The organism is Xanthomonas sp. PPL134, from assembly GCF_040595915.1.
Lineage (GTDB): Bacteria > Pseudomonadota > Gammaproteobacteria > Xanthomonadales > Xanthomonadaceae > Xanthomonas_A > Xanthomonas_A indica.
Genome location: NZ_JAMDLL010000005.1, coordinates 30,125 through 48,151 on the forward strand (window position 1 = coordinate 30,125; position 18,027 = coordinate 48,151).

At 69.9% G+C, this 18,027-nt stretch carries 14 protein-coding genes; 12 read left to right on the forward strand and 2 right to left on the reverse strand.

Features of this window, described 5'->3' with window-relative positions; all coding sequences use genetic code 11:
• Positions 1 to 62: 62 nt before the first annotated feature.
• The gene (locus M3U25_RS11610) at positions 63 to 536 is read right to left on the reverse strand and encodes a hypothetical protein (RefSeq protein ID WP_355501350.1); all 474 of its coding nucleotides are present in this window, start codon (positions 534 to 536) and stop codon (positions 63 to 65) included.
• A gap of 103 nt (positions 537 to 639) precedes the next feature.
• Entirely contained in the window at positions 640 to 2,472 is a 1,833-nt protein-coding gene (gene glmS / locus M3U25_RS11615; RefSeq protein ID WP_355501438.1) for a glutamine--fructose-6-phosphate transaminase (isomerizing), read from the reverse strand.
• 471 nt (positions 2,473 to 2,943) lie between these two features.
• Between glmS and M3U25_RS11620 the strand changes: the two genes are divergently transcribed.
• The 12 genes from M3U25_RS11620 to M3U25_RS11675 all read left to right on the forward strand — a co-directional run bounded on the left by M3U25_RS11620 (position 2,944) and on the right by M3U25_RS11675 (position 17,997).
• Positions 2,944 to 4,212, forward strand: coding sequence for an efflux RND transporter periplasmic adaptor subunit (locus M3U25_RS11620; RefSeq protein WP_355501347.1), 1,269 nt, complete (start codon positions 2,944 to 2,946; stop codon positions 4,210 to 4,212).
• A 135-nt stretch (positions 4,213 to 4,347) separates the two neighbouring features.
• Positions 4,348 to 5,064, forward strand: a complete 717-nt coding sequence (locus M3U25_RS11625) for an ABC transporter ATP-binding protein (RefSeq protein WP_242083751.1) — start codon at positions 4,348 to 4,350, stop codon at positions 5,062 to 5,064.
• Between the two features lie 28 nt (positions 5,065 to 5,092).
• Entirely contained in the window at positions 5,093 to 6,415 is a 1,323-nt protein-coding gene (locus M3U25_RS11630) for an ABC transporter permease (RefSeq protein ID WP_355501344.1), read from the forward strand.
• Between the two features lie 15 nt (positions 6,416 to 6,430).
• Positions 6,431 to 7,645: an FtsX-like permease family protein gene (locus tag M3U25_RS11635; RefSeq protein WP_355501341.1), complete on the forward strand. Its 1,215-nt coding sequence runs from the start codon at positions 6,431 to 6,433 to the stop codon at positions 7,643 to 7,645.
• A gap of 12 nt (positions 7,646 to 7,657) precedes the next feature.
• A complete protein-coding gene (locus tag M3U25_RS11640) occupies positions 7,658 to 8,968 on the forward strand; it encodes an ABC transporter permease (RefSeq protein WP_355501339.1) in 1,311 nt (436 codons plus the stop codon).
• Positions 8,965 to 10,206 (forward strand): FtsX-like permease family protein, encoded by a 1,242-nt coding sequence (locus M3U25_RS11645; protein WP_355501336.1) that lies wholly within the window; start codon positions 8,965 to 8,967, stop codon positions 10,204 to 10,206. The genes M3U25_RS11640 and M3U25_RS11645 overlap by 4 nt, the downstream gene beginning before the upstream one ends.
• A 13-nt stretch (positions 10,207 to 10,219) precedes the next feature.
• The gene (locus M3U25_RS11650; RefSeq protein WP_355501333.1) at positions 10,220 to 11,515 is read left to right on the forward strand and encodes an ABC transporter permease; all 1,296 of its coding nucleotides are present in this window, start codon (positions 10,220 to 10,222) and stop codon (positions 11,513 to 11,515) included.
• Between the two features lie 46 nt (positions 11,516 to 11,561).
• On the forward strand, positions 11,562 to 12,788 hold the full coding sequence (locus tag M3U25_RS11655) for an FtsX-like permease family protein (RefSeq protein ID WP_160946295.1): 1,227 nt from the start codon (positions 11,562 to 11,564) through the stop codon (positions 12,786 to 12,788).
• A 49-nt stretch (positions 12,789 to 12,837) separates the two neighbouring features.
• Positions 12,838 to 14,139, forward strand: a complete 1,302-nt coding sequence (locus tag M3U25_RS11660; protein ID WP_355501329.1) for an ABC transporter permease — start codon at positions 12,838 to 12,840, stop codon at positions 14,137 to 14,139.
• Positions 14,140 to 14,176: 37 nt separating this feature from the next.
• Positions 14,177 to 15,397 carry an FtsX-like permease family protein gene (locus M3U25_RS11665; protein ID WP_355501327.1) on the forward strand — a complete coding sequence of 407 codons (1,221 nt, stop codon included), beginning with the start codon at positions 14,177 to 14,179 and terminating at the stop codon, positions 15,395 to 15,397.
• A gap of 36 nt (positions 15,398 to 15,433) precedes the next feature.
• Complete coding sequence (locus tag M3U25_RS11670; RefSeq protein ID WP_355501324.1) at positions 15,434 to 16,765, forward strand: ABC transporter permease; 1,332 nt, start codon at positions 15,434 to 15,436, stop codon at positions 16,763 to 16,765.
• Positions 16,762 to 17,997 carry an FtsX-like permease family protein gene (locus M3U25_RS11675; RefSeq protein WP_355501321.1) on the forward strand — a complete coding sequence of 412 codons (1,236 nt, stop codon included), beginning with the start codon at positions 16,762 to 16,764 and terminating at the stop codon, positions 17,995 to 17,997. Before M3U25_RS11670 ends, M3U25_RS11675 begins: the two co-directional genes overlap by 4 nt.
• The last annotated feature ends 30 nt before the right edge of the window (positions 17,998 to 18,027 follow it).

Below are 18,027 nucleotides of genomic sequence, written 5' to 3' on the forward strand. Positions count from 1 at the left end.
GGATCGCGGCACGGCGCATCCCGCATGGACGGCGCAGGATGGACCGCGCGCCGCGCCGCCGCTCACGCGTGCAGCGCCGCCTGCAGCGCCTCCACCTCGTGCCGTGGCGGGCGCAGCGCCCCCAGCGTGCCGACCAGCTCGCGATAGCTGCGCGCGAGCTGCGCGAACAGCCCCGCATCGCTGGCACGGGTCTCGGCGACTTCGGCATAGGCGCCGCGGCCGAGATCGATGAAGTAGTCCACGCTGACCCGGCGCCGCGCCGCCACGCCCGGGAACAGCCCGGCGATCAGCAGGCAACCGTCACCGACCTCGCGCAAGGCATCGGCGCGGGCGCGCCCGACCTGCTCCTGCGCATGCAGCCAGGCCAACGCCTGGATGCGCGCCAGCAGCTGCGCGTCGCGCTGGTACCGCAGCAGCACGAACACCAGATAGTGCTCGCGCGATTCGTCCAGCGGCCGGCCCAGGCGCTGCCCGGCCTCGTGCACCAGCGCCTGCCACACCTCGGCCGGCGCCCCCTGTCTGAAAGACTCGTACATGCGTCCTCCTGCGTGGTGGGAACCCTCGCAGGAAGCTTATGCACAACCCGGGCCAGTGCGCTGGCAGCCGACCATGCCGTCTGCCAAGGCACCGCTGCGGCGGTTATTCCACCGTCACCGACTTGGCCAGGTTGCGCGGCTTGTCCACGTCGGTGCCGCGCGCCAGCGCGGTGTGGTAGGCCAGCAACTGCACCGGCACGGTGTGCAGCACCGGGCTGAGCACGCCGGCGTGGCGCGGCGTGCGGATCACGTGCACGCCGTCTGATTCGTTGAAGTTACTGTCCTGGTCGGCGAACACGAACAGCTCGCCGCCGCGTGCGCGCACTTCCTGCATGTTCGACTTCACCTTCTCCAACAGGGTGTCGTTTGGCGCGATCACCACCACCGGCATGTTGGCGTCGACCAGCGCCAGCGGGCCGTGCTTGAGTTCGCCGGCCGGGTAGCCTTCGGCATGGATGTAGGTGATCTCCTTGAGCTTGAGCGCGCCTTCCAGGGCGATCGGGTAGTGCAGGCCGCGGCCGAGGAACAGCGCGTTGTGCTTGTCGGCGAAACGCTCGGCCCACACCGCGATCTGCGGCTCCAGGTTGAGCACGTGCTGCACGCTGCCGGGCAGGTAGCGCAGCTGTTCCAGGTAGTCGGCCTCCTGCTCCGCGCTCAGCCGCCCGCGGCGCTTGGCCAGCACGCAGGTGAGCTGGAACAGCGCCGCCAGCTGGGTGGTGAAGGCCTTGGTCGAGGCCACGCCGACCTCGGCGCCGGCGCGGGTGTACAGCACCATCGCGCTGGCGCGCGGGATCGCGCTCTCGGGCACGTTGCAGATCGACAGGGTCTTGGCATGGCCCAGTGACTTGGCGTACTTGAGCGCCTCCATCGTGTCCAGGGTTTCGCCGGACTGGGAGATGGTCACGATCAGCTGCCGCGGATTGGCGCAGGCGTCGCGGTAGCGGTATTCGCTGGCGATCTCCACGCTGCACGGCAGCCCGGCGATGCCCTCGATCCAGTAGCGCGCGGTCAGGCCGGCGTAGTAGCTGGTGCCGCAGGCCAGGATCTGCACGGCGTCCACGTCGGCCAGCAGCGCCTCGGCCTTGCTGCCGAACAGCGCGGTGTCGAACCCGCCGGCGTCGAACAGCGCCTCCAGCGTGTCGGCCAGCGCGCGCGGCTGCTCGTGGATTTCCTTCTGCATGAAGTGGCGGTAGGGGCCCAGTTCCAGCGAGGCCAGCGACACGTCGGACACGTGCGGCTCGCGCTGCACCGGCTGGTCCTGCGCGTCGTACACCTGCACGCCGTCGCGGCGCAGCTCGGCGGTATCGCCTTCTTCCAGGAAGATCACCCGGCGCGTGGCCTGGATCACCGCCGAGACGTCGGAGGCGATGAAGTTCTCGCCCTCGCCCAGGCCAATCAGCAGCGGGCAGCCCATGCGTGCGCACACCAGCAGGTCCGGGCACGACTTGCTGACCGCGGCCACGGCATAGGCGCCGGTCAGCTCCTTCACCGCCGCCTGCAGCGCGCCGAGCAGGTCACGGCCCTGGGCGATGTAGTGATGGATCAGGTGGGCGATAACCTCGGTGTCGGTCTGCGACTCGAACACGTAGCCCAGCGCGGTCAGGCGCTCGCGCTGCTGTTCGTGGTTCTCGATGATGCCGTTGTGGACCAGAGCCAGGTCGCCGTGGCTGATGTGCGGATGCGCATTGGCCTCGGTGACGCCGCCATGGGTGGCCCAGCGGGTGTGGCCGATGCCCAGCGGCGCATGCAGGCCCTCGGCCAGCGCGGCACTTTCGGTCTCCGCCACGCGGCCGGTGCGGCGCACGCGGCGCACCTGCCCGTCGGCGATGGCGGCGATGCCGGCCGAGTCGTAGCCCCGGTACTCCAGGCGCTTGAGCCCTTCGATCAGGACCGGAACCACATCGCGATCCGCGATCGCACCGACGATACCGCACATAGCCACGCCCTTCGCCGAAAAGTCCGCCATTCTAGCCAAGTCCGCTGAATGTCTCGCCGCTGTCCGCTGCAGGACCTGGCGTGTCACCAATTCCCCAACATGCCGCGTTGGGTCTGGCAGGCGCGCGGCCGGCGTTGCGGGGCGCAGCGCCTGACTGGCCGTCAGGTCAAGCCGCGCGGCGCCGGCCGCGCGCCTGCCAGGCCCAACCCGAAGGGCCGCGGTTGCGCGCGCCCGTGGCCGCGTCACCGCTCGGGCGTGGACGGACGTCCACGTCCTCGCGCTTCCTTGCCACAGGCACGCGCAATCGCGGCGCGGCATGCTCGGGAATTGGTGGCACGCCCGAGTGTCCGCGAACGTGTCCGCGGACACTCGGACACCTGTCCGCGCCGGCCACCTCCATGCAATTCAATGGGTTGCAGTTGGCACGCGCTGTGCTTTGGAGTTCCCGTCCTCACCGCTGCGACCGTACCGATGATCCGTGACACCTCCGCCCAGGACCAGGTTCTCGCCCGCCCCCGCTCCGCGGCCTGGCGCCGCTGGCTGTGGCCCGGGCTGATCGTCGCGCTGGTGCTGCTGGGCATCGCCTTCGCCGCCCGCGGCTGGATCGCCGGCAGCCGCTCCTTCGACGCGCAACGCGTGCGCATCGCCACGGTGACCCGCGGCGACCTGGTCCGCGACATCTCCGCCGACGGCCGCCTGATCGCCGCCAACAGCCCCACCCTGTACGCCATCTCCGGCGGCACCGTGACCCTGAAGGTGGTCGCCGGCGACGTGGTCAAGCAGGGCCAGGAACTGGCCGAGATCGACAGCCCCGAATTGCGCAGCAAGCTGGCCCAGGAAGAGGCCACCCTGGCCGGCCTGCAGGCGGAGGCCGGCCGCGCCGACCTGGACGCGACCCTGGCCCGCGCCAACGCCAGCAAGCTGATCGACCAGGCGCAGATCGAGCGGCAGGCCGCCAGCCGCGACCTGGAGCGCTACCAGCGCGGCTACGAAGGCGGCGCGGTGCCGGCGGTGGAACTGGCCAAGGCCCAGGACACGCTGAAGAAGGCCGACATCGCGATGAGCCACGCGCAGAAGGATTCGGGCCTGCAGGCGCAGGGCGCGTCGCTGGACGCGCGCAACAAGCGCCTGCTCGCCGAGCGCCAGCGCGCGGTGGTAGCCGAGGTGCAGCGCCAGGTCGACCTGCTGACCCTGCGCTCGCCGTTCGATGGTCAGGTCGGCCAGGTGCAGGTCTCGCAGCACACCAACGTCGCCGCCAACGCGCCGGTGCTGAGCGTGGTCGACCTGTCCAAGTTCGAACTGGAGATCAAGGTGCCGGAGAGCTTCGCCCGCGACCTGGCGATCGGCATGCCGGCGCAGTTGACCAGCGGCGCCGGCGAACCGTTCGCCGGGGCGATCTCGGCGGTATCGCCGGAAGTGGTCAACGGCGAGGTCAATGCGCGCATCCGCTTCACCGACAAGCAGCCGCCGGGCCTGCGCCAGAGCCAGCGCATGAGCGCGCGGGTGCTGCTGGATACCCGCAAGAACGTGCTCAAGCTCGAGCGCGGCCCATTCGTCGAACAGTCCGGCGGCCGCTACGCCTACGTCATGGACGGCGACTCGGCGGTGCGCCGCCCGGTCGAACTGGGCGTCACCAGCCTGGGCGAAGTCGAAGTGCGCTCGGGCCTGCAGCCGGGCGACCGGGTGGTGGTCTCCGGCAGCGATCTGTTCGGCGACGCACCGCAGGTCACGGTGCATTGAGAGCCGGGATTGGGGAGTCGGGATTGGGGATTCGTCAGCCCCTCCCGTTCTCCTTTCCCGACTGCTGATTCCGAATCCCGACATCCCCAATTCCCAATTCCCAATCCCCGCTCCACCACCACAGGAACTCATGCCATGCTCGAAATGCGCGCCGTCTCCAAGGTCTTCCGCACCGAACAGGTCGAGACGCATGCGTTGCGCTCGCTGGACCTGCATGTCCGCGAGGGCGAGTTCGTCGCCGTCACCGGGCCGTCGGGCTCGGGCAAGACCACCTTCCTCAACATCGCCGGGTTGCTGGAAACCTTCACCAGTGGGCAGTACCTGCTTGATGGCCAGGACGTCAGCAACCTCAACGACGATGCGCGCTCGCGCATGCGCAACCAGAAGATCGGCTTCATCTTCCAGGGCTTCAACCTGATCCCCGATCTCAACCTGTTCGACAACGTGGACGTGCCGCTGCGCTACCGCGGCATGGGCGCGGCCGAGCGCAAGCAGCGCATCGAGGAGGCGCTGAGCCGGGTCGGGCTGGGTTCGCGCATGAAGCACTATCCGTCCGAACTGTCCGGCGGCCAGCAGCAGCGCGCGGCGATCGCCCGCGCCCTGGCCGGCAGCCCGCGCCTGCTGCTGGCCGACGAACCGACCGGCAACCTCGACTCGCAGATGGCGCGCGGGGTGATGGAACTGCTGGAGGAGATCAACGCGCAGGGCTCGACCATCGTCATGGTCACCCACGATCCGGAACTGGCCGCGCGCGCCCAGCGCAACGTGCACATCGTCGACGGCCAGGCCACCGACCTGCAGCGCGAACCGGTGCTGGCGCACGGCGGCAGCGACGCCGCGGCCGCGCGCTGACCGGCACGGCGACGGCGCGGGGACCGGCATGCTCGGCTACTACTTCCAGCAAGCGTGGCGCAGCCTGCGCCGCAGCCCGGTGCTTACCGCGCTGATGGTGCTGTCCATCGCGGTGGGCATCGGCGCGGCGATGACCACGCTGACGGTGATGCGGCTGCTGTCCGGCGATCCCTTGCCCGGGCGCAGCCAGCAGATCTTCTTCGCGCAACTGGATCCACGGCCCAGCAACGGCGCCAACCAGAAGCCGTACGACAAGCTCGACTACATCTCGGCCTTTGACCTGTGGACGCGCGGGCGCGCCGATCGCCAGGCCATGGTCGCCGAGAGCGAGATCAAGGTGCACGCGGCGGACAGCGCCGCCCCGCCCTTCATGACCCAGTTGCTGATGACCCAGGCCGATTTCTTCCCGATGTTCCAGGTGCCGTTCGCCTACGGCAGCGGCTGGCGCGCGCGCGACGATCAGGACCGGGCGCGGGTGGCGGTGATCTCGTCCGACCTCAACGCCAAGCTGTTCCAGGGCCGCAACAGCGTCGGCCGCAGCCTGCTGGTGCGCGGCACCGCGGTGCGCATCGTCGGCGTGCTGGCACCGTGGCGGCCGTCGCCGCTGTTCTACACGTTGGCCGGCGGCAGCTTCGCCCATGGCGATACCGCCAGCTTCTATGGACGCACGCAGGACGTGTTCATGCCGCTGTCCAGCAGCCTGGAGGTCAACGACGGCCACATCCAGCCGTGGACCTGCTTCAGCAAGCCCGAGGCCACCATGGACCTGCGCAGCGCCCCGTGCGTGTGGCTGCAGTTGTGGGTGCAGTTGGACACGCCGGCGAAGGTCGCCGACTACCGCCGCCTGCTGGCCGACTACGCCGCGCAACAGCAGGCCGCCGGGCGCATCGGCCGCGCCGACACCGCGCGCCTGCTGTCCCTGCCGCAATGGCTGGACCACAACCGCGTGGTGCCGGGCGACGTGCGCCTGCAGAGTTGGCTGGCGCTGGCGTTCCTGGGCCTGTGCCTGTTCAACAGCGTCGGCCTGCTGCTGGCCAAGTTCCTGCGCCGCGGCGGCGAGATCGGCGTGCGCCGCGCGTTGGGGGCTTCGCGCCGCGCGATCTTCGCGCAATGCCTGACCGAGGCCAGCCTGATCGGCCTGATCGGCGGCATCGGCGGCTGGCTGCTGACCCTGCTCGGCCTGTGGAGCGTGCGCCAGCAGCCGACCGCCTACGCCGACCTGGCGCATCTGGACCTGACGACCTTCGCCGGCACCTTCGCGCTGGCGATCGCCTGCAGCCTCGCGGCCGGCCTGTTCCCCGCCCTGCGCGCCAGCGGTATCGCGCCAGCCATGCAACTCAAGAGTCTGTAAGCGGGGGACGCGACGATGCAGATCACTCCCATCCTCAGCGCGCTGTCGCGCCACCGCGTCGCCGCGACGCTGATCGCGCTGGAAGTGGCGCTGGCCTGCGCCGTGCTGTGCAACGCCTTCTTCCTGATCGGCAACCGCCTGCAACTGGTGCACCTGCGCAGCGGCATCGACGAGGCCGCGCTGGGCCTGGTGTCGCTGTCCGGCTGCGACGGCTGCAACGATGCCGACGTCAACGCCCGCGCCCTGGATGCGGTGCGGCGCACGCCCGGCGTGCGCGCGGCCGGCGCCATCAACACGGTGCCGTTCGCGCCGCCGGCGTTCAACAACGGGCTGTGCCTGGACCAGGACTGCACCCAGGTGGGCGGCGTGCCGCACTTCTACATGCTCAGCCCGGGCGCTGTCGCCGCGCTGGAACTGAAGCCGGACAGTGGCCGCGCGTTCGGCGACGCGGACTACCAGCCGCTGGTCAACGGCATCCCGACCGCGGCCGGCGTGTGGATCACGCGGGCGCTGGCCGCGCACCTGTGGCCGGGCCAGGATCCGCTGGGGAAAGAGTTCTGGGCCGGCGGCCATTTCCGCGTGATCGGCACGCTGGCGCACCTGGCGCGCCCCGATCCGGGCCGCAGCGAGGATGGCGTGATCGGCAGCGACTGGTCGGTGGTGATCCCGGTGCGCGAGGCCGCGCAGTCCGGCACCTACGTGCTGCGCGCCGATCCGCGCGACCTGCCGCGGGTGTTGGCCCAGGCGCGCGCGGCAGTGGCGCGAGCAGTGCCCGAGGCCGTGCTGGACAACGCCAACAGCAAGCCGCTGGGCGAACTGCGGCAGACGTATTTCCAGAGCGACCGCGCGATGACCGGGCTGCTGGTCGCGATCATCGTCGCGATGCTGCTGGTGACCGCGCTTGGCATCGTCGGCCTGGCCAGCTTCTGGGTGCAGCAGCGCACCAAGCAGATCGGCATCCGCCGCGCGCTCGGCGCCACCCGCCGCGACATCCTGCGCTATTTCCAGACCGAGAACCTGTTGCTGGTCGGCGCCGGCGTGGCCCTGGGCATGCTGCTGGCCTACGGCGGCAACGTGCTGCTGATGCACGTCTTCGAACTGGAGCGGCTGCCGGCCAGCTACCTGCCGGTGGGCGCGCTGCTGCTGTGCGCGCTCGGCCAGCTCGCCGTGCTCGGCCCGGCCCTGCGCGCCGCCGCGGTCGCTCCCGCCATCGCCACCCGCAGCGCCTGACCCGGAGTCCGCATGCTCGCTTACTACCTACGCCTCGCGCTGCGCAGCTTCGGCCGCAACCGCATCCTCACCGCGCTGATGGTGCTGGCCGTGGCGCTGGGCATCGGCGCGTCGATGACCATGCTGACGGTGCTGCACACACTCTCCGGCGATCCCTTGCCCGGGCACAGCGCCACGCTGTTCCACCCGCAGCTGGATCCGCGTCCGCGCAACCTGCCCAGTGCCGACCCCGAGCCGCCGGACGAGTTGACCTGGCAGGACGCGACCGCGCTGTACCGGGCGCAGGCGGCGCCGGCGCAGACCATGACCAGCGGGAACTGGCTGCCGGTGCGCCAGACCGTGTCCAACAGCCCCTTGCGCATGCTCACCACCCGCGCCGCCACGGCCGATCTGTTCGGCATGTTCGGCATGCGCTTCCTCTACGGCAGCGGCTGGAGCCATCGCGACGATACGCAGCGCGCGCTGGTGGTGGTGCTGAGCCGCCAGCTCAACGACGCGCTGTTCGGCGGCGCGGACAGCGTCGGCAAGACCCTGACCATCGCCACCCGCCCGTTCCGGGTGATCGGGGTGATCGACGCCTGGGATGCGCAGCCGCGCTTCTACGATCTCAACTCCGGCGCGTACACGCCGCCGGAGGCGCTGTACATGCCGTTCGAGACCTGGCTGGACCTGCCGCAGGACTACGGCTACGGGCCGATGCAGTGCTGGGGCAAGGATGGCGAGGCCGGCCTGCACGACCCCAAGGCCGCGCAATGCACCTGGGTGCAGTACTGGGTGCGGTTGGACACGCCGGAGCAGGTGCGGCGCTACCGCGCGGCGCTGGATGCCTACAGCGCGCAGCAGCGCCAGCTCGGCCGTTTCGAGCGCACGCCCAACACGCGCCTGCGCAGCCTGGTCGCGTGGCTGGATTACAAGCGGGTGGTGCCGGCCACGGTGCGCATGCAGACCTGGATCGCCTTCGGCGTGCTGTTGGTGTGCCTGCTCAATGCGGTCGGCCTGCTGGTCGCCAAGTTCATGCGCAAGGCCGGCGAGATCGGCGTGCGCCGTGCGCTCGGTGCCAGCCGCCGCGCGGTGTTCGCGCAATGCCTGGCCGAGTCGGCGCTGATCGGCTGCCTGGGCGGCCTGCTCGGCATTCCGCTGACCTGGATCGGCCTGTGGCTGGTGCGCCAGCAACCGGTGGCCTATGCGCAACAAGCCCATGCCGATCCCGCGATCCTGGGCATCGCCCTGGCCGTGGCCACGCTCTCGGCGCTGGCCGCCGGCCTGTGGCCGGCCTGGCGCGCCTCGCGCATCGCCCCCGCCCTGCAGGTGAAATCGCTATGACCTCGCTGCCTCCGGTACGCCCCATCCTGTCCGCGCTGGGCAGCCATCGCGCCGCGGTGGTGCTGATGGCCCTGCAGATCGCCCTGACCCTGGCGGTGCTGTGCAACCTGGTGTTCATCATCGCCCGCACCTACCAGCGCGTGCACACGCCCACCGGGGTGATGGAGCAGGACATCGGCCTGATCCAGAGCATCGGCGTGATCGGCGAGCCGGGCAACGTCAGCAGTGTCGGCCGCAACCTGGACCTCCTGCAAGCGGTCCCCGGTGTGGAAGCGGCGGCGTTCGGCCCGCCGCCGCTGGCCGGCCCCAACCGGGCACAACTGTTCCTGCAACCGCAGGCCACGCAGCCGGTCGCACGGGCGACGCTGTTCAACGGCAGCCAGGGCCTGAACCGGACCCTGGGCATCCGCATCGTCGCCGGCCGCGACCTGCGCGATGCGGAACTCCCTGGCGCCTCCGCATTGTTCGGCGCGCCTGCCGGGGTCGAGCGGCGCCTGCCGGCGCTGATCACCCCGTCGCTGGCCGCCAAGCTGTTCCCCGGCGTCTCGCCGCTGGGACGCACGCTCTACGCCAGCCTCTTCAACCAGCAGGTGGGTCTGGACGTCGTCGGCGTGATGGCGCCGGTACGCGGCAGCATCACCGGCCACGACGACGACGCCGACGCGCTGCTGACCGAAGTCGCCGCCCGCAGCGAAGGCTGGGGTGGCATCTACCTGATCCGCAGCAAGCCCGGGCAACTGGCGCAGGTGCTGCCGCGCGCCGCGGCGGCGATGCAGCGCGCCAATCCCACCTACGTGCAGCAGGAGGTCTCCACTCTGCAGGAAATGCGTGCGGATTACTTCAAGAGCGACAGCGCAGTGGCGCGGATGCTGCTGGCGATCATCCTGATCCTGCTCACCGTCACCGCACTGGGCATCGGCGGGCTGGCCAGCTTCTGGGTGCAGCAGCGCACCCGGCAGATCGGCATCCGCCGCGCGCTCGGCGCCACCCGCGGCGACATCCTGCGCTACTTCCAGTTGGAAAACCTGCTGATCGTCGGCGGCGGCGCGCTGCTCGGCGCGGTGCTCGCTTACGTCATGAACCAGTGGCTGATGCAGCGCTTCGAACTGGAGCGGCTGTCTTCGCCCACCGTGCTGACCGGCATCGTCGCGGTGTGGCTGCTCGGCCAATGCGCCGTGCTCGGCCCCGCCCTGCGCGCCGCCGCCGTCCCGCCCGCCACCGCCACCCGCAGCGCCTGACCCCGGAGCTCCCATGTTCGGCTACTACGTCCGCCTCGCCTTGCACAGCTTCCGCCGCAACACCGTCCTCACTGCGCTGATGGTGCTGGCCATCGCCTTGGGGATCGGCGCCAGCATGACCACGCTGACCGTGTTCCACGTGCTCTCCGGCGACCCGATCCCGCAGAAGAGCGATCGCCTGTTCTACGTGCAGGTGGATGCCCAGCCCAAGGCCGGCTACCAGCCGGGCGAGGAACCGGATTCGCAGAACACCCGCTTCGATGCCGAGGCCCTGCTGCGCGAGAAGCGCGCCAAGCGCCAGGCGCTGATGACCGGCGGCAGCGTGGCGATCGAACCGCGCAAGAGCGGCCTGAAGCCGTTCAAGTCGGAAGCGCGCTTCACCTCGGCGGACTTCTTCCCGATGTTCGACACGCCGTTCCTGTACGGCCACGGCTGGACCGGCACCGAAGACAAGCGCCACGACCGCGTGGTGGTCATCAGCAAGACGCTCAACGAGAAACTGTTCGACGGCGCCGACAGCGTCGGCCGCGAACTGCGCGTGGACCAGAACACTTTCCGCATCGTCGGCGTGCTCGACGCCTGGGACCCCAAACCGCGCTTCTACGACGTCACCAACACCTACGGGTCGGACGAACAGGCCTACCTGCCGTTCTCGGTGGCGATGGACCTGAAGATGGACCGCAACGGCAGCATGAACTGCTTCGGCGACAGCAACGGCGACCAGACCGCGCTCAATGCACCCTGCACCTGGGTGCAGTACTGGGTGGAACTGGAAAACCCGGCGCAGGCCGCCGACTACAAAGCCTACCTGGAGAACTATTCCTCGCAGCAGCGCGCCGCCGGCCGCTTCCAGCGCCCCAACAACGTGCGCCTGCGCAACGTCATGCAGTGGCTGGACCACAACGAAGTGGTGCCCGGCGACGTGCGCCTGCAACTGTGGCTGGCGATGGGCTTCCTGCTGGTGTGCCTGCTCAACACCGTCGGCCTGCTGCTGGCCAAGTTCCTGCGCCGCAGCGGCGAGATCGGCGTGCGCCGCGCACTGGGCGCTTCGCGCGGAGCGATCTTCGCGCAATGCCTGGTGGAGGCCGGCGCCATCGGCCTGGTCGGCGGCATGGCCGGCCTGGCACTGGCCACGCTCGGCCTGTGGGCCGTGCGCCAGCAGCCGGCCAGCTACGCCAAGCTGGCGCACCTGGACCCGAGCATGCTGGCGCTGACCTTCGCGATGGCGGTGGGCGCCAGCCTGCTCGCCGGCCTGTTGCCGTCGTGGCGCGCCATCCAGGTCGCGCCCGCCCTGCAGCTCAAGTCCTGATCCTGCGCGCCCTGCGCCTTCCACGCATCCTCACAAGGTCATCGCCATGGATATCCGCCCCATCCTGTCCACCCTGCGCCGGCACAAGACCGCCGCCGCGCTGATCGTGCTGGAGATCGCCCTGGCCTGCGCGATCGTGTGCAACGCGCTGTTCCTGATCGGCAACCGCATCGAGACCCTGCACCGGCCCAGCGGCATCGCCGAGTCGGAACTGGTGACGATCTCGCTGGGCGGCATCGGCCAGCAGGTCAACGCCGCCGCGCGCACCCGCGAGGACCTGGCCGCGTTGCGCGCGGTGCCCGGCGTGCGCAGCGCCACGTTGCTCAACCAGGTGCCGTTCGTGCACTACTCCTGGAACACCAGCCTATCGCTGACCGCGGACCAGGAGCGGCCCACGCTCAACGCGGCGCAGTACATGGCCGAGGAAGGCACGTTGAAGACCCTGGGCCTGAAGCTGGTGGCCGGGCGCGATTTCGCCCCCGACGAATACATGGATCTGGAAGCCGCCCAGACCGACAAGCGGATCCAGGAGAAAGGCACCGCCATCATCCTCAACCGCGCCACCGCCGAAAAGATGTTCCCGGGACAGAACGCGCTGGGCAAGACCGTGTATACCGGGCCGGTGGGCGCCCGCGTGGTCGGTATCGTCGAGACCCTGGCGCGGCCCACCGCCACCAGCGGCCTGGCCGAGATCGATTACGCGATGCTGCTGCCGTTTCGCCTGAACTACACCGACGGGCTGTACGTGCTGCGGGTCACCGACCCGTCACGGCGCCAGGAAGTACTGAACGCGGCCACCGCGGCACTGATGAAGGTCGACAGCAGCCGGCTGGTGCTCAAGCAGCAGACCTACAGCGAGATTCGCGACGCCTACTTCCAGGGCGACCGCGCGATGGTGTGGCTGCTCGGCGCGGTCTGCGTGGCGTTGCTGGTGGTGACCGCGCTGGGCATCGTCGGCCTGGCCAGCTTCTGGGTGCAGCAACGCACCAAGCAGATCGGCATCCGCCGCGCGCTCGGCGCCACCCGCGGGCAGATCCTGCGCTACTTCCAGACCGAGAACTTCCTGCTCGCCAGCACCGGCATCGTGCTCGGCATGCTGCTGGCCTACGCCATCAACCAATGGCTGATGGGCAAGTACGAACTGCCGCGGCTGCCGCTGTCCTACCTGCCGATCGGCGCGGTGGCGCTGTGGCTGCTCGGCCAGCTCGCCGTGTTCGCGCCGGCGCGCCGCGCCGCCGACGTGCCGCCGGCCGTCGCCACTCGCAGCACCTGACCCATCCCGTTGGCCGGCTTCGGCCGGCCTTTTTTCCTCAGGACGCACGATGCTCGGCTACTATTGCAAACTGGCGCTGCGCAGTTTTCGTCGCAATCGCCTGCTCACCGCCCTGATGGTGCTGGCGATGGCGGTGGGCATCGGCGCGTCGATGACCACGCTGACCGTGTTCCACGTGCTGGCGGCCGATCCCATTCCCGGCAAAAGTGCGCAGCTGTTCAACGTCGAACTCAATCTTCAGCCGGACGACCACTACGATCCGAACGACACCGATCCGCAGCAACTGAGCCGGCGCGATGCCGAGACGTTGCTGCGCGACCGGCGCGGCGACCGCCAGGCGATGATGTCGGCCGGCGGCGTGACCGTGATCCCTGCGCAAGCGGCGCAGACCCCGTTCGGCGCCGAAGCGCGCTACACCAGTGCCGATTTCTTCCCCATGTTCGCGGTGCCGATGCGCTACGGCCACGCCTGGACCGCGGACGACGATGCCCGGCGCGCGCGCGTGGTGGTCATCTCGCAACGCCTCAACGCGCAACTGTTCGGCGACGTGGACAGCGTCGGCCGCGAACTGCAGCTCGGCGATAGCGCGCTGCGGGTGGTCGGGGTGATGGACGACTGGAACATGAATCCGCGCTTCTACGACCTGACCAATACCGAGTACGGCAACAGCGAGGACGTCTTCGTGCCGTTCTCCACCGCACGCGACCTGGACCTGGACGTCAGCGGCTCGATGTCCTGCTGGGGCGACACGGCCGATGGCAAGACCAGCGAAAACGCGCCGTGCGCCTGGATCCAGTACTGGGTGGAACTGGACAGCCCCGGCAAACGCGTCGCCTACCTGGACGCGCTGCAAGCGTATGCGCAACAGCAGCGCGATGCTGGCCGCTTCAGCCATCCGCCGGACATCCGCCTCAGCGACGTGATGACCTGGTTGGACCGCAACCACGCGGTGCCCTCCGACGTGCGTCTGCAGGTGTGGCTGGCGCTGGCGTTCCTGGGCATCTGCCTGCTCAACACCGCCGGCCTGATGCTGGCCAAGTTCCTGCGCCACAGCGGCGAAATCGGCGTGCGCCGCGCGCTGGGCGCCTCGCGCCGGGCGATCTTCGCCCAGCACCTGGTCGAGGTGGCGGCGATCGGCGTGGCCGGCGGCAGCGCCGGCCTGCTGCTGGCCTGGATCGGCACCTGGCTAGTGCGGCAGCAGCCGGCCGAGTACGCGTCGCTGGCGCACCTGGATGGCCGCATGCTGCTGCTCGCGCTTGGCCTGAGCCTGGGCAGCAGCCTGCTGGCCGGCCTGCTGCCGGCCTGGCAGGCGATGCGCGTGCCCACCGCCCTGCAACTCAAGTCGCAATGACGCGCCGCGTGCGCCCCTCTCAGCCAGGACTCCCGCCGTGTCTCTTCATCCCATTCTCTCCAGCCTGCGCAAGCACCGCGTCGCGGCCAGCCTGATCGTGCTGGAAATCGCCTTCAGCTGCGCTGTGGTCTGCAATGCGCTGTTCCTGATCGACCAACGGCTCGAGCGCATGCACCGGCCCAGCGGCGTCGCCGAGCAGGAGCTGGTGCAACTGCGCACCCGCAGCGTGGTCAAGGACGGCAACAGCGCCGCATTGACCCAGTCCGATCTGGACGCGCTGCGACGCATTCCCGGCGTGCGCGATGCCAGCAGCATCAACATGGCGCTGTTCGGCGATTCGATCGGCTACAGCGGCGTGTCGCTGCAGCCGGACCAGGAGCGCAGCACCCTGCATGCCGTGCACTACTTCGGCGATGCGCATCTACTCGACACATTGGGGCTGCGCCTGATCGCCGGACGCGGTTTCCGCCCCGACGAGTTCGTCGACGAAGCGCAGTTGACCAGCACCGTCGACAAGCGCGCGCCGCCGGCGGTGATCCTCAGCCAGGCGCTGGCGCAGCGCCTGTTCCCCGGCCGGGACGCGGTCGGCCGCAACCTCTATGTGTTCGGCGAACATCGCGTGGTTGGCGTGGTCGAGCGCCTGGTGCAGCCGCGCGACATGGGCGCCGAGTCCCAGTACGACTTCGCCATGCTGTTCCCGGTGAACGTGGCCTCCTCCAGGAGCACCTACCTGCTGCGCGTGCGCGACCCGGCGCAACGCGAGGCGGTGCTGCGGCAGGCCAAGGCGGTGCTGCAGCAGCAGGGCCCACGGCGCATGGTCAGGAGCGCCAAGACCCTGGAGCAGGCGCGCTCGGACTATTACCGCAACGACCAGGCGATGGCCTGGCTGCTGGTGGGCGTGAGCGCGGCGCTGCTGCTGGTCACCGCGCTGGGCATCGTCGGCCTGACCAGTTTCTGGGTGCAGCAGCGCACCAAGCAGATCGGCATCCGCCGTGCGCTCGGCGCCACCTGCACGCAGATCCTGCGGCATTTCCAGCTGGAGAACTTTCTGCTCGCCAGTACCGGCATCGTGCTCGGCATGCTGCTGGCCTACGCCGCCAACCTGTACCTGATGAGCGCCTACGAGTTGCCGCGGCTGCCGTTGTGGTACCTGCCGGTCGGCGCGGTGGTGCTGTGGCTGCTCGGCCAGCTCGCGGTGCTGCCGCCCGCGCGCCGCGCCGCCGCGGTGCCGCCGGCGGTGGCCACGCGCAGTGTCTGAGCGAGCGCGGCCACCCATCGAGCGAGGAGACGCGGGATGCTGAACTATTACCTGCCGCTGGCCTGGCGCAGCCTGCTGCGCACGCCGGTCGCCACTGCGTTGATGGTGCTGGCGATCGGCCTGGGCATCGGCGCGAGCATGACCATGCTGACGGTGCTGCACGTGATGTCGCGCGATCCGCTGCCGGGCAAGAGCGATGCGCTCTACACCCCGCATCTGGATCCGTTGCCGTCCAGCTATCCAGAAAACCACGAGTGGGGCGATCCGGCCGACAACCTCACATGGCCCGACGCCATGGCGCTGCTACGCGCCGCACCCGCCACGCCGCAGGCGGCGATGACCGGCGGGCAGGTCTTGCTGTGGCCGCCGCGCGCGGCGCAAGCGCCGCTCGACCTGAGCGGCCGCTACACCAGCGCCGGGTTCTTCGCCCTGTTCGGCATCCCCTTGCAGCGCGGCCACGGCTGGAGCGCGGCGGACGACCAAAGCCACGCCCGCGTCATCGTGCTGAGCCGCACCCTGGCCAACACCCTGTTCGGCGCGCACGATCCGATCGGCCAGCGGGTGGCGCTGGGGGAAAAGCGCATCGGCTTCCAGGTGATCGGCGTGACCGGCCAATGGGATCCGCAACCGCTGTTCTACGCCGACCCTGGCAGCAAGGGCAGTTTCGGCCAGCACGACGATTTCTTCCTGCCCCTGTCGACCGCGATGGAACTGGCACTGGACGTCAACAGCAACATCAGCAGTTGGAACAGCTTCAACGGCGACGACGCGGCGCGACGCAAGGATCCGTCGACCAGCTGGCTGCAGTTCTGGGTGCGCCTGGACACGCCGCAGCAGGTCGCCGCCTACCAGCGCCTGCTCTACGACTACGCCGCGACACAGCACACCAGCGGCCGCTTCCAGCGGCCGCCGGAGCGGGCGCGCCTGTACGCGTTGATGGACTGGCTGCGCCACCTGCGGATGGTGCCCGACGATGTGCGCCTGCAGACGCTGCTGGCGCTGGGTTTCCTGTGGATCTGCCTGGTCAACGTGATCGCCTTGCTGCTGGCGAAATTCCTGCGCCGCGGCGGCGAGATCGGCGTGCGGCGCGCGCTCGGTGCCCGCCGCGGCCGCGTGTTCCTGCAGTTCGGCAGCGAGGCCGCGCTGATCGGTCTGCTCGGTGGCGCAGTGGGCATCGCCATCGCCGAACTGGGTCTGTGGAGCGTGCGGCAGCGCCCGGACGACTACGCCAGGTTGGCGCGGATGGACCTGCAAATGCTGCTCGCCACCGTGGCACTGGCGGTGATCGCCGCACTGCTGGCGGGCCTGCTGCCCGCCTGGCGGGCCAGCCGGATCGACCCCGCCCTGCAGATCAAGGACCTGACATGAATCTGCCAATCCGTCCCATCCTCTCCAGCCTGCAGCATCACCGCCTGACCGCCGCGCTGCTGGCGCTGCAGGTCGCGCTGACCTGCGCCTTCGTCGCCAACGCCGTGTTCCTGATCGGTGGGCGCATCGAACGTCTGCGGGTCTCCAGCGGCTTGCCCGAGGAAGAACTTTCGCTGATCTCGGTGCGCGGCGTCCAGAGCGATGGCAACGCGCCGGCCCAGCAACAATCCGACCTGCGGGCGTTGCGCAGCATTCCCGGTGTCACCGCGGCCGCCGCGATCGGCTTCAGCCTGCCGCTGTCCGGCGGCGCCAACGACTATGGCGGTTGCCCCGACCGGCAGACGCTGGACCGCGCGATGGCGCAGCAGTCGATGGACAATACAGGGTGCATCCAGGCCACGTATTACTCCGGCTCGCCCGGTTTCGTGCAGGCCATGGGCGCACACCTGGTCGCTGGCCGCGACTTCCGTGCCGACGAATATTCCACCGCCACACCGAGCGCCGTGATCGTCACCCGCGCGCTGGCGCGGCAACTGTGGCCAGGTCAACCTGCGGTCGGCAAAACGCTGTATGGCGGAGTCCACGGCGCCATCGTCGTCGGTGTCGTCGACGATCTGCTGCGCACGACGCTGCGCGGCGCAGCGGTCGACCATCTGGCCGCGCTGTCGCCGCAGCTGCCCGCGGGCAACCAGGCGCAATACCTGTTGCGCAGCGCGCCGCAGGACCGCGAACGGATCCTGGCCGCAGCGGCCGGCGCGCTGACACAGGCAGGACCGCTGCGGCTGATTCCGGCCGAAGCGCGCCGCAGCTATTCCCAGCTGCGGCAGCGCTATTTCCAGCGCGATGCCACCATGATCGGGTTACTGCTCGCGGCGACCACCGGCCTGTTGTTCGTGACCGCCCTGGGCATCGGCGGACTGGCCAGTTTCTGGGTGCAGCAACGCACGCGCCAGATCGGCATCCGCCGCGCCATCGGCGCCACCCGTCGCGACATCCTGCGCCATTTCCAGACCGAAAACCTGCTGATCGTGAGCGCCGGCAGCGCCGCGGGCATGGTGCTGGCGGTGCTGCTCAATCAAGCGCTGTTGCAGCGCTACGATCTGCCACGCCTGCCGCTGGGCTACCTGCCGACCGTCGCTGCAACGCTCTTGCTGCTCGGCCAGCTGGCGATCCTGGCGCCCGCCCGCCGCGCCGCCGCGGTGCCGCCGGCGGTGGCCACGCGCAGTGTCTGAGGCGCCGATGCACGCAGGCACGACAAGCCG

Excerpts from the sequence above, each read along its gene's own strand:
- M3U25_RS11610 (WP_355501350.1), bottom strand. The coding sequence starts at position 536 with ATGTACGAGTCTTTCAGACAGGGGGCGCCGGCCGAGGTGTGGCAGGCG.
- glmS (WP_355501438.1), bottom strand. The coding sequence starts at position 2,472 with ATGTGCGGTATCGTCGGTGCGATCGCGGATCGCGATGTGGTTCCGGTC.
- M3U25_RS11620 (WP_355501347.1), top strand. The coding sequence starts at position 2,944 with ATGATCCGTGACACCTCCGCCCAGGACCAGGTTCTCGCCCGCCCCCGC.
- M3U25_RS11625 (WP_242083751.1), top strand. The coding sequence starts at position 4,348 with ATGCTCGAAATGCGCGCCGTCTCCAAGGTCTTCCGCACCGAACAGGTC.
- M3U25_RS11630 (WP_355501344.1), top strand. The coding sequence starts at position 5,093 with ATGCTCGGCTACTACTTCCAGCAAGCGTGGCGCAGCCTGCGCCGCAGC.
- M3U25_RS11635 (WP_355501341.1), top strand. The coding sequence starts at position 6,431 with ATGCAGATCACTCCCATCCTCAGCGCGCTGTCGCGCCACCGCGTCGCC.
- M3U25_RS11640 (WP_355501339.1), top strand. The coding sequence starts at position 7,658 with ATGCTCGCTTACTACCTACGCCTCGCGCTGCGCAGCTTCGGCCGCAAC.
- M3U25_RS11645 (WP_355501336.1), top strand. The coding sequence starts at position 8,965 with ATGACCTCGCTGCCTCCGGTACGCCCCATCCTGTCCGCGCTGGGCAGC.
- M3U25_RS11650 (WP_355501333.1), top strand. The coding sequence starts at position 10,220 with ATGTTCGGCTACTACGTCCGCCTCGCCTTGCACAGCTTCCGCCGCAAC.
- M3U25_RS11655 (WP_160946295.1), top strand. The coding sequence starts at position 11,562 with ATGGATATCCGCCCCATCCTGTCCACCCTGCGCCGGCACAAGACCGCC.
- M3U25_RS11660 (WP_355501329.1), top strand. The coding sequence starts at position 12,838 with ATGCTCGGCTACTATTGCAAACTGGCGCTGCGCAGTTTTCGTCGCAAT.
- M3U25_RS11670 (WP_355501324.1), top strand. The coding sequence starts at position 15,434 with ATGCTGAACTATTACCTGCCGCTGGCCTGGCGCAGCCTGCTGCGCACG.
- M3U25_RS11675 (WP_355501321.1), top strand. The coding sequence starts at position 16,762 with ATGAATCTGCCAATCCGTCCCATCCTCTCCAGCCTGCAGCATCACCGC.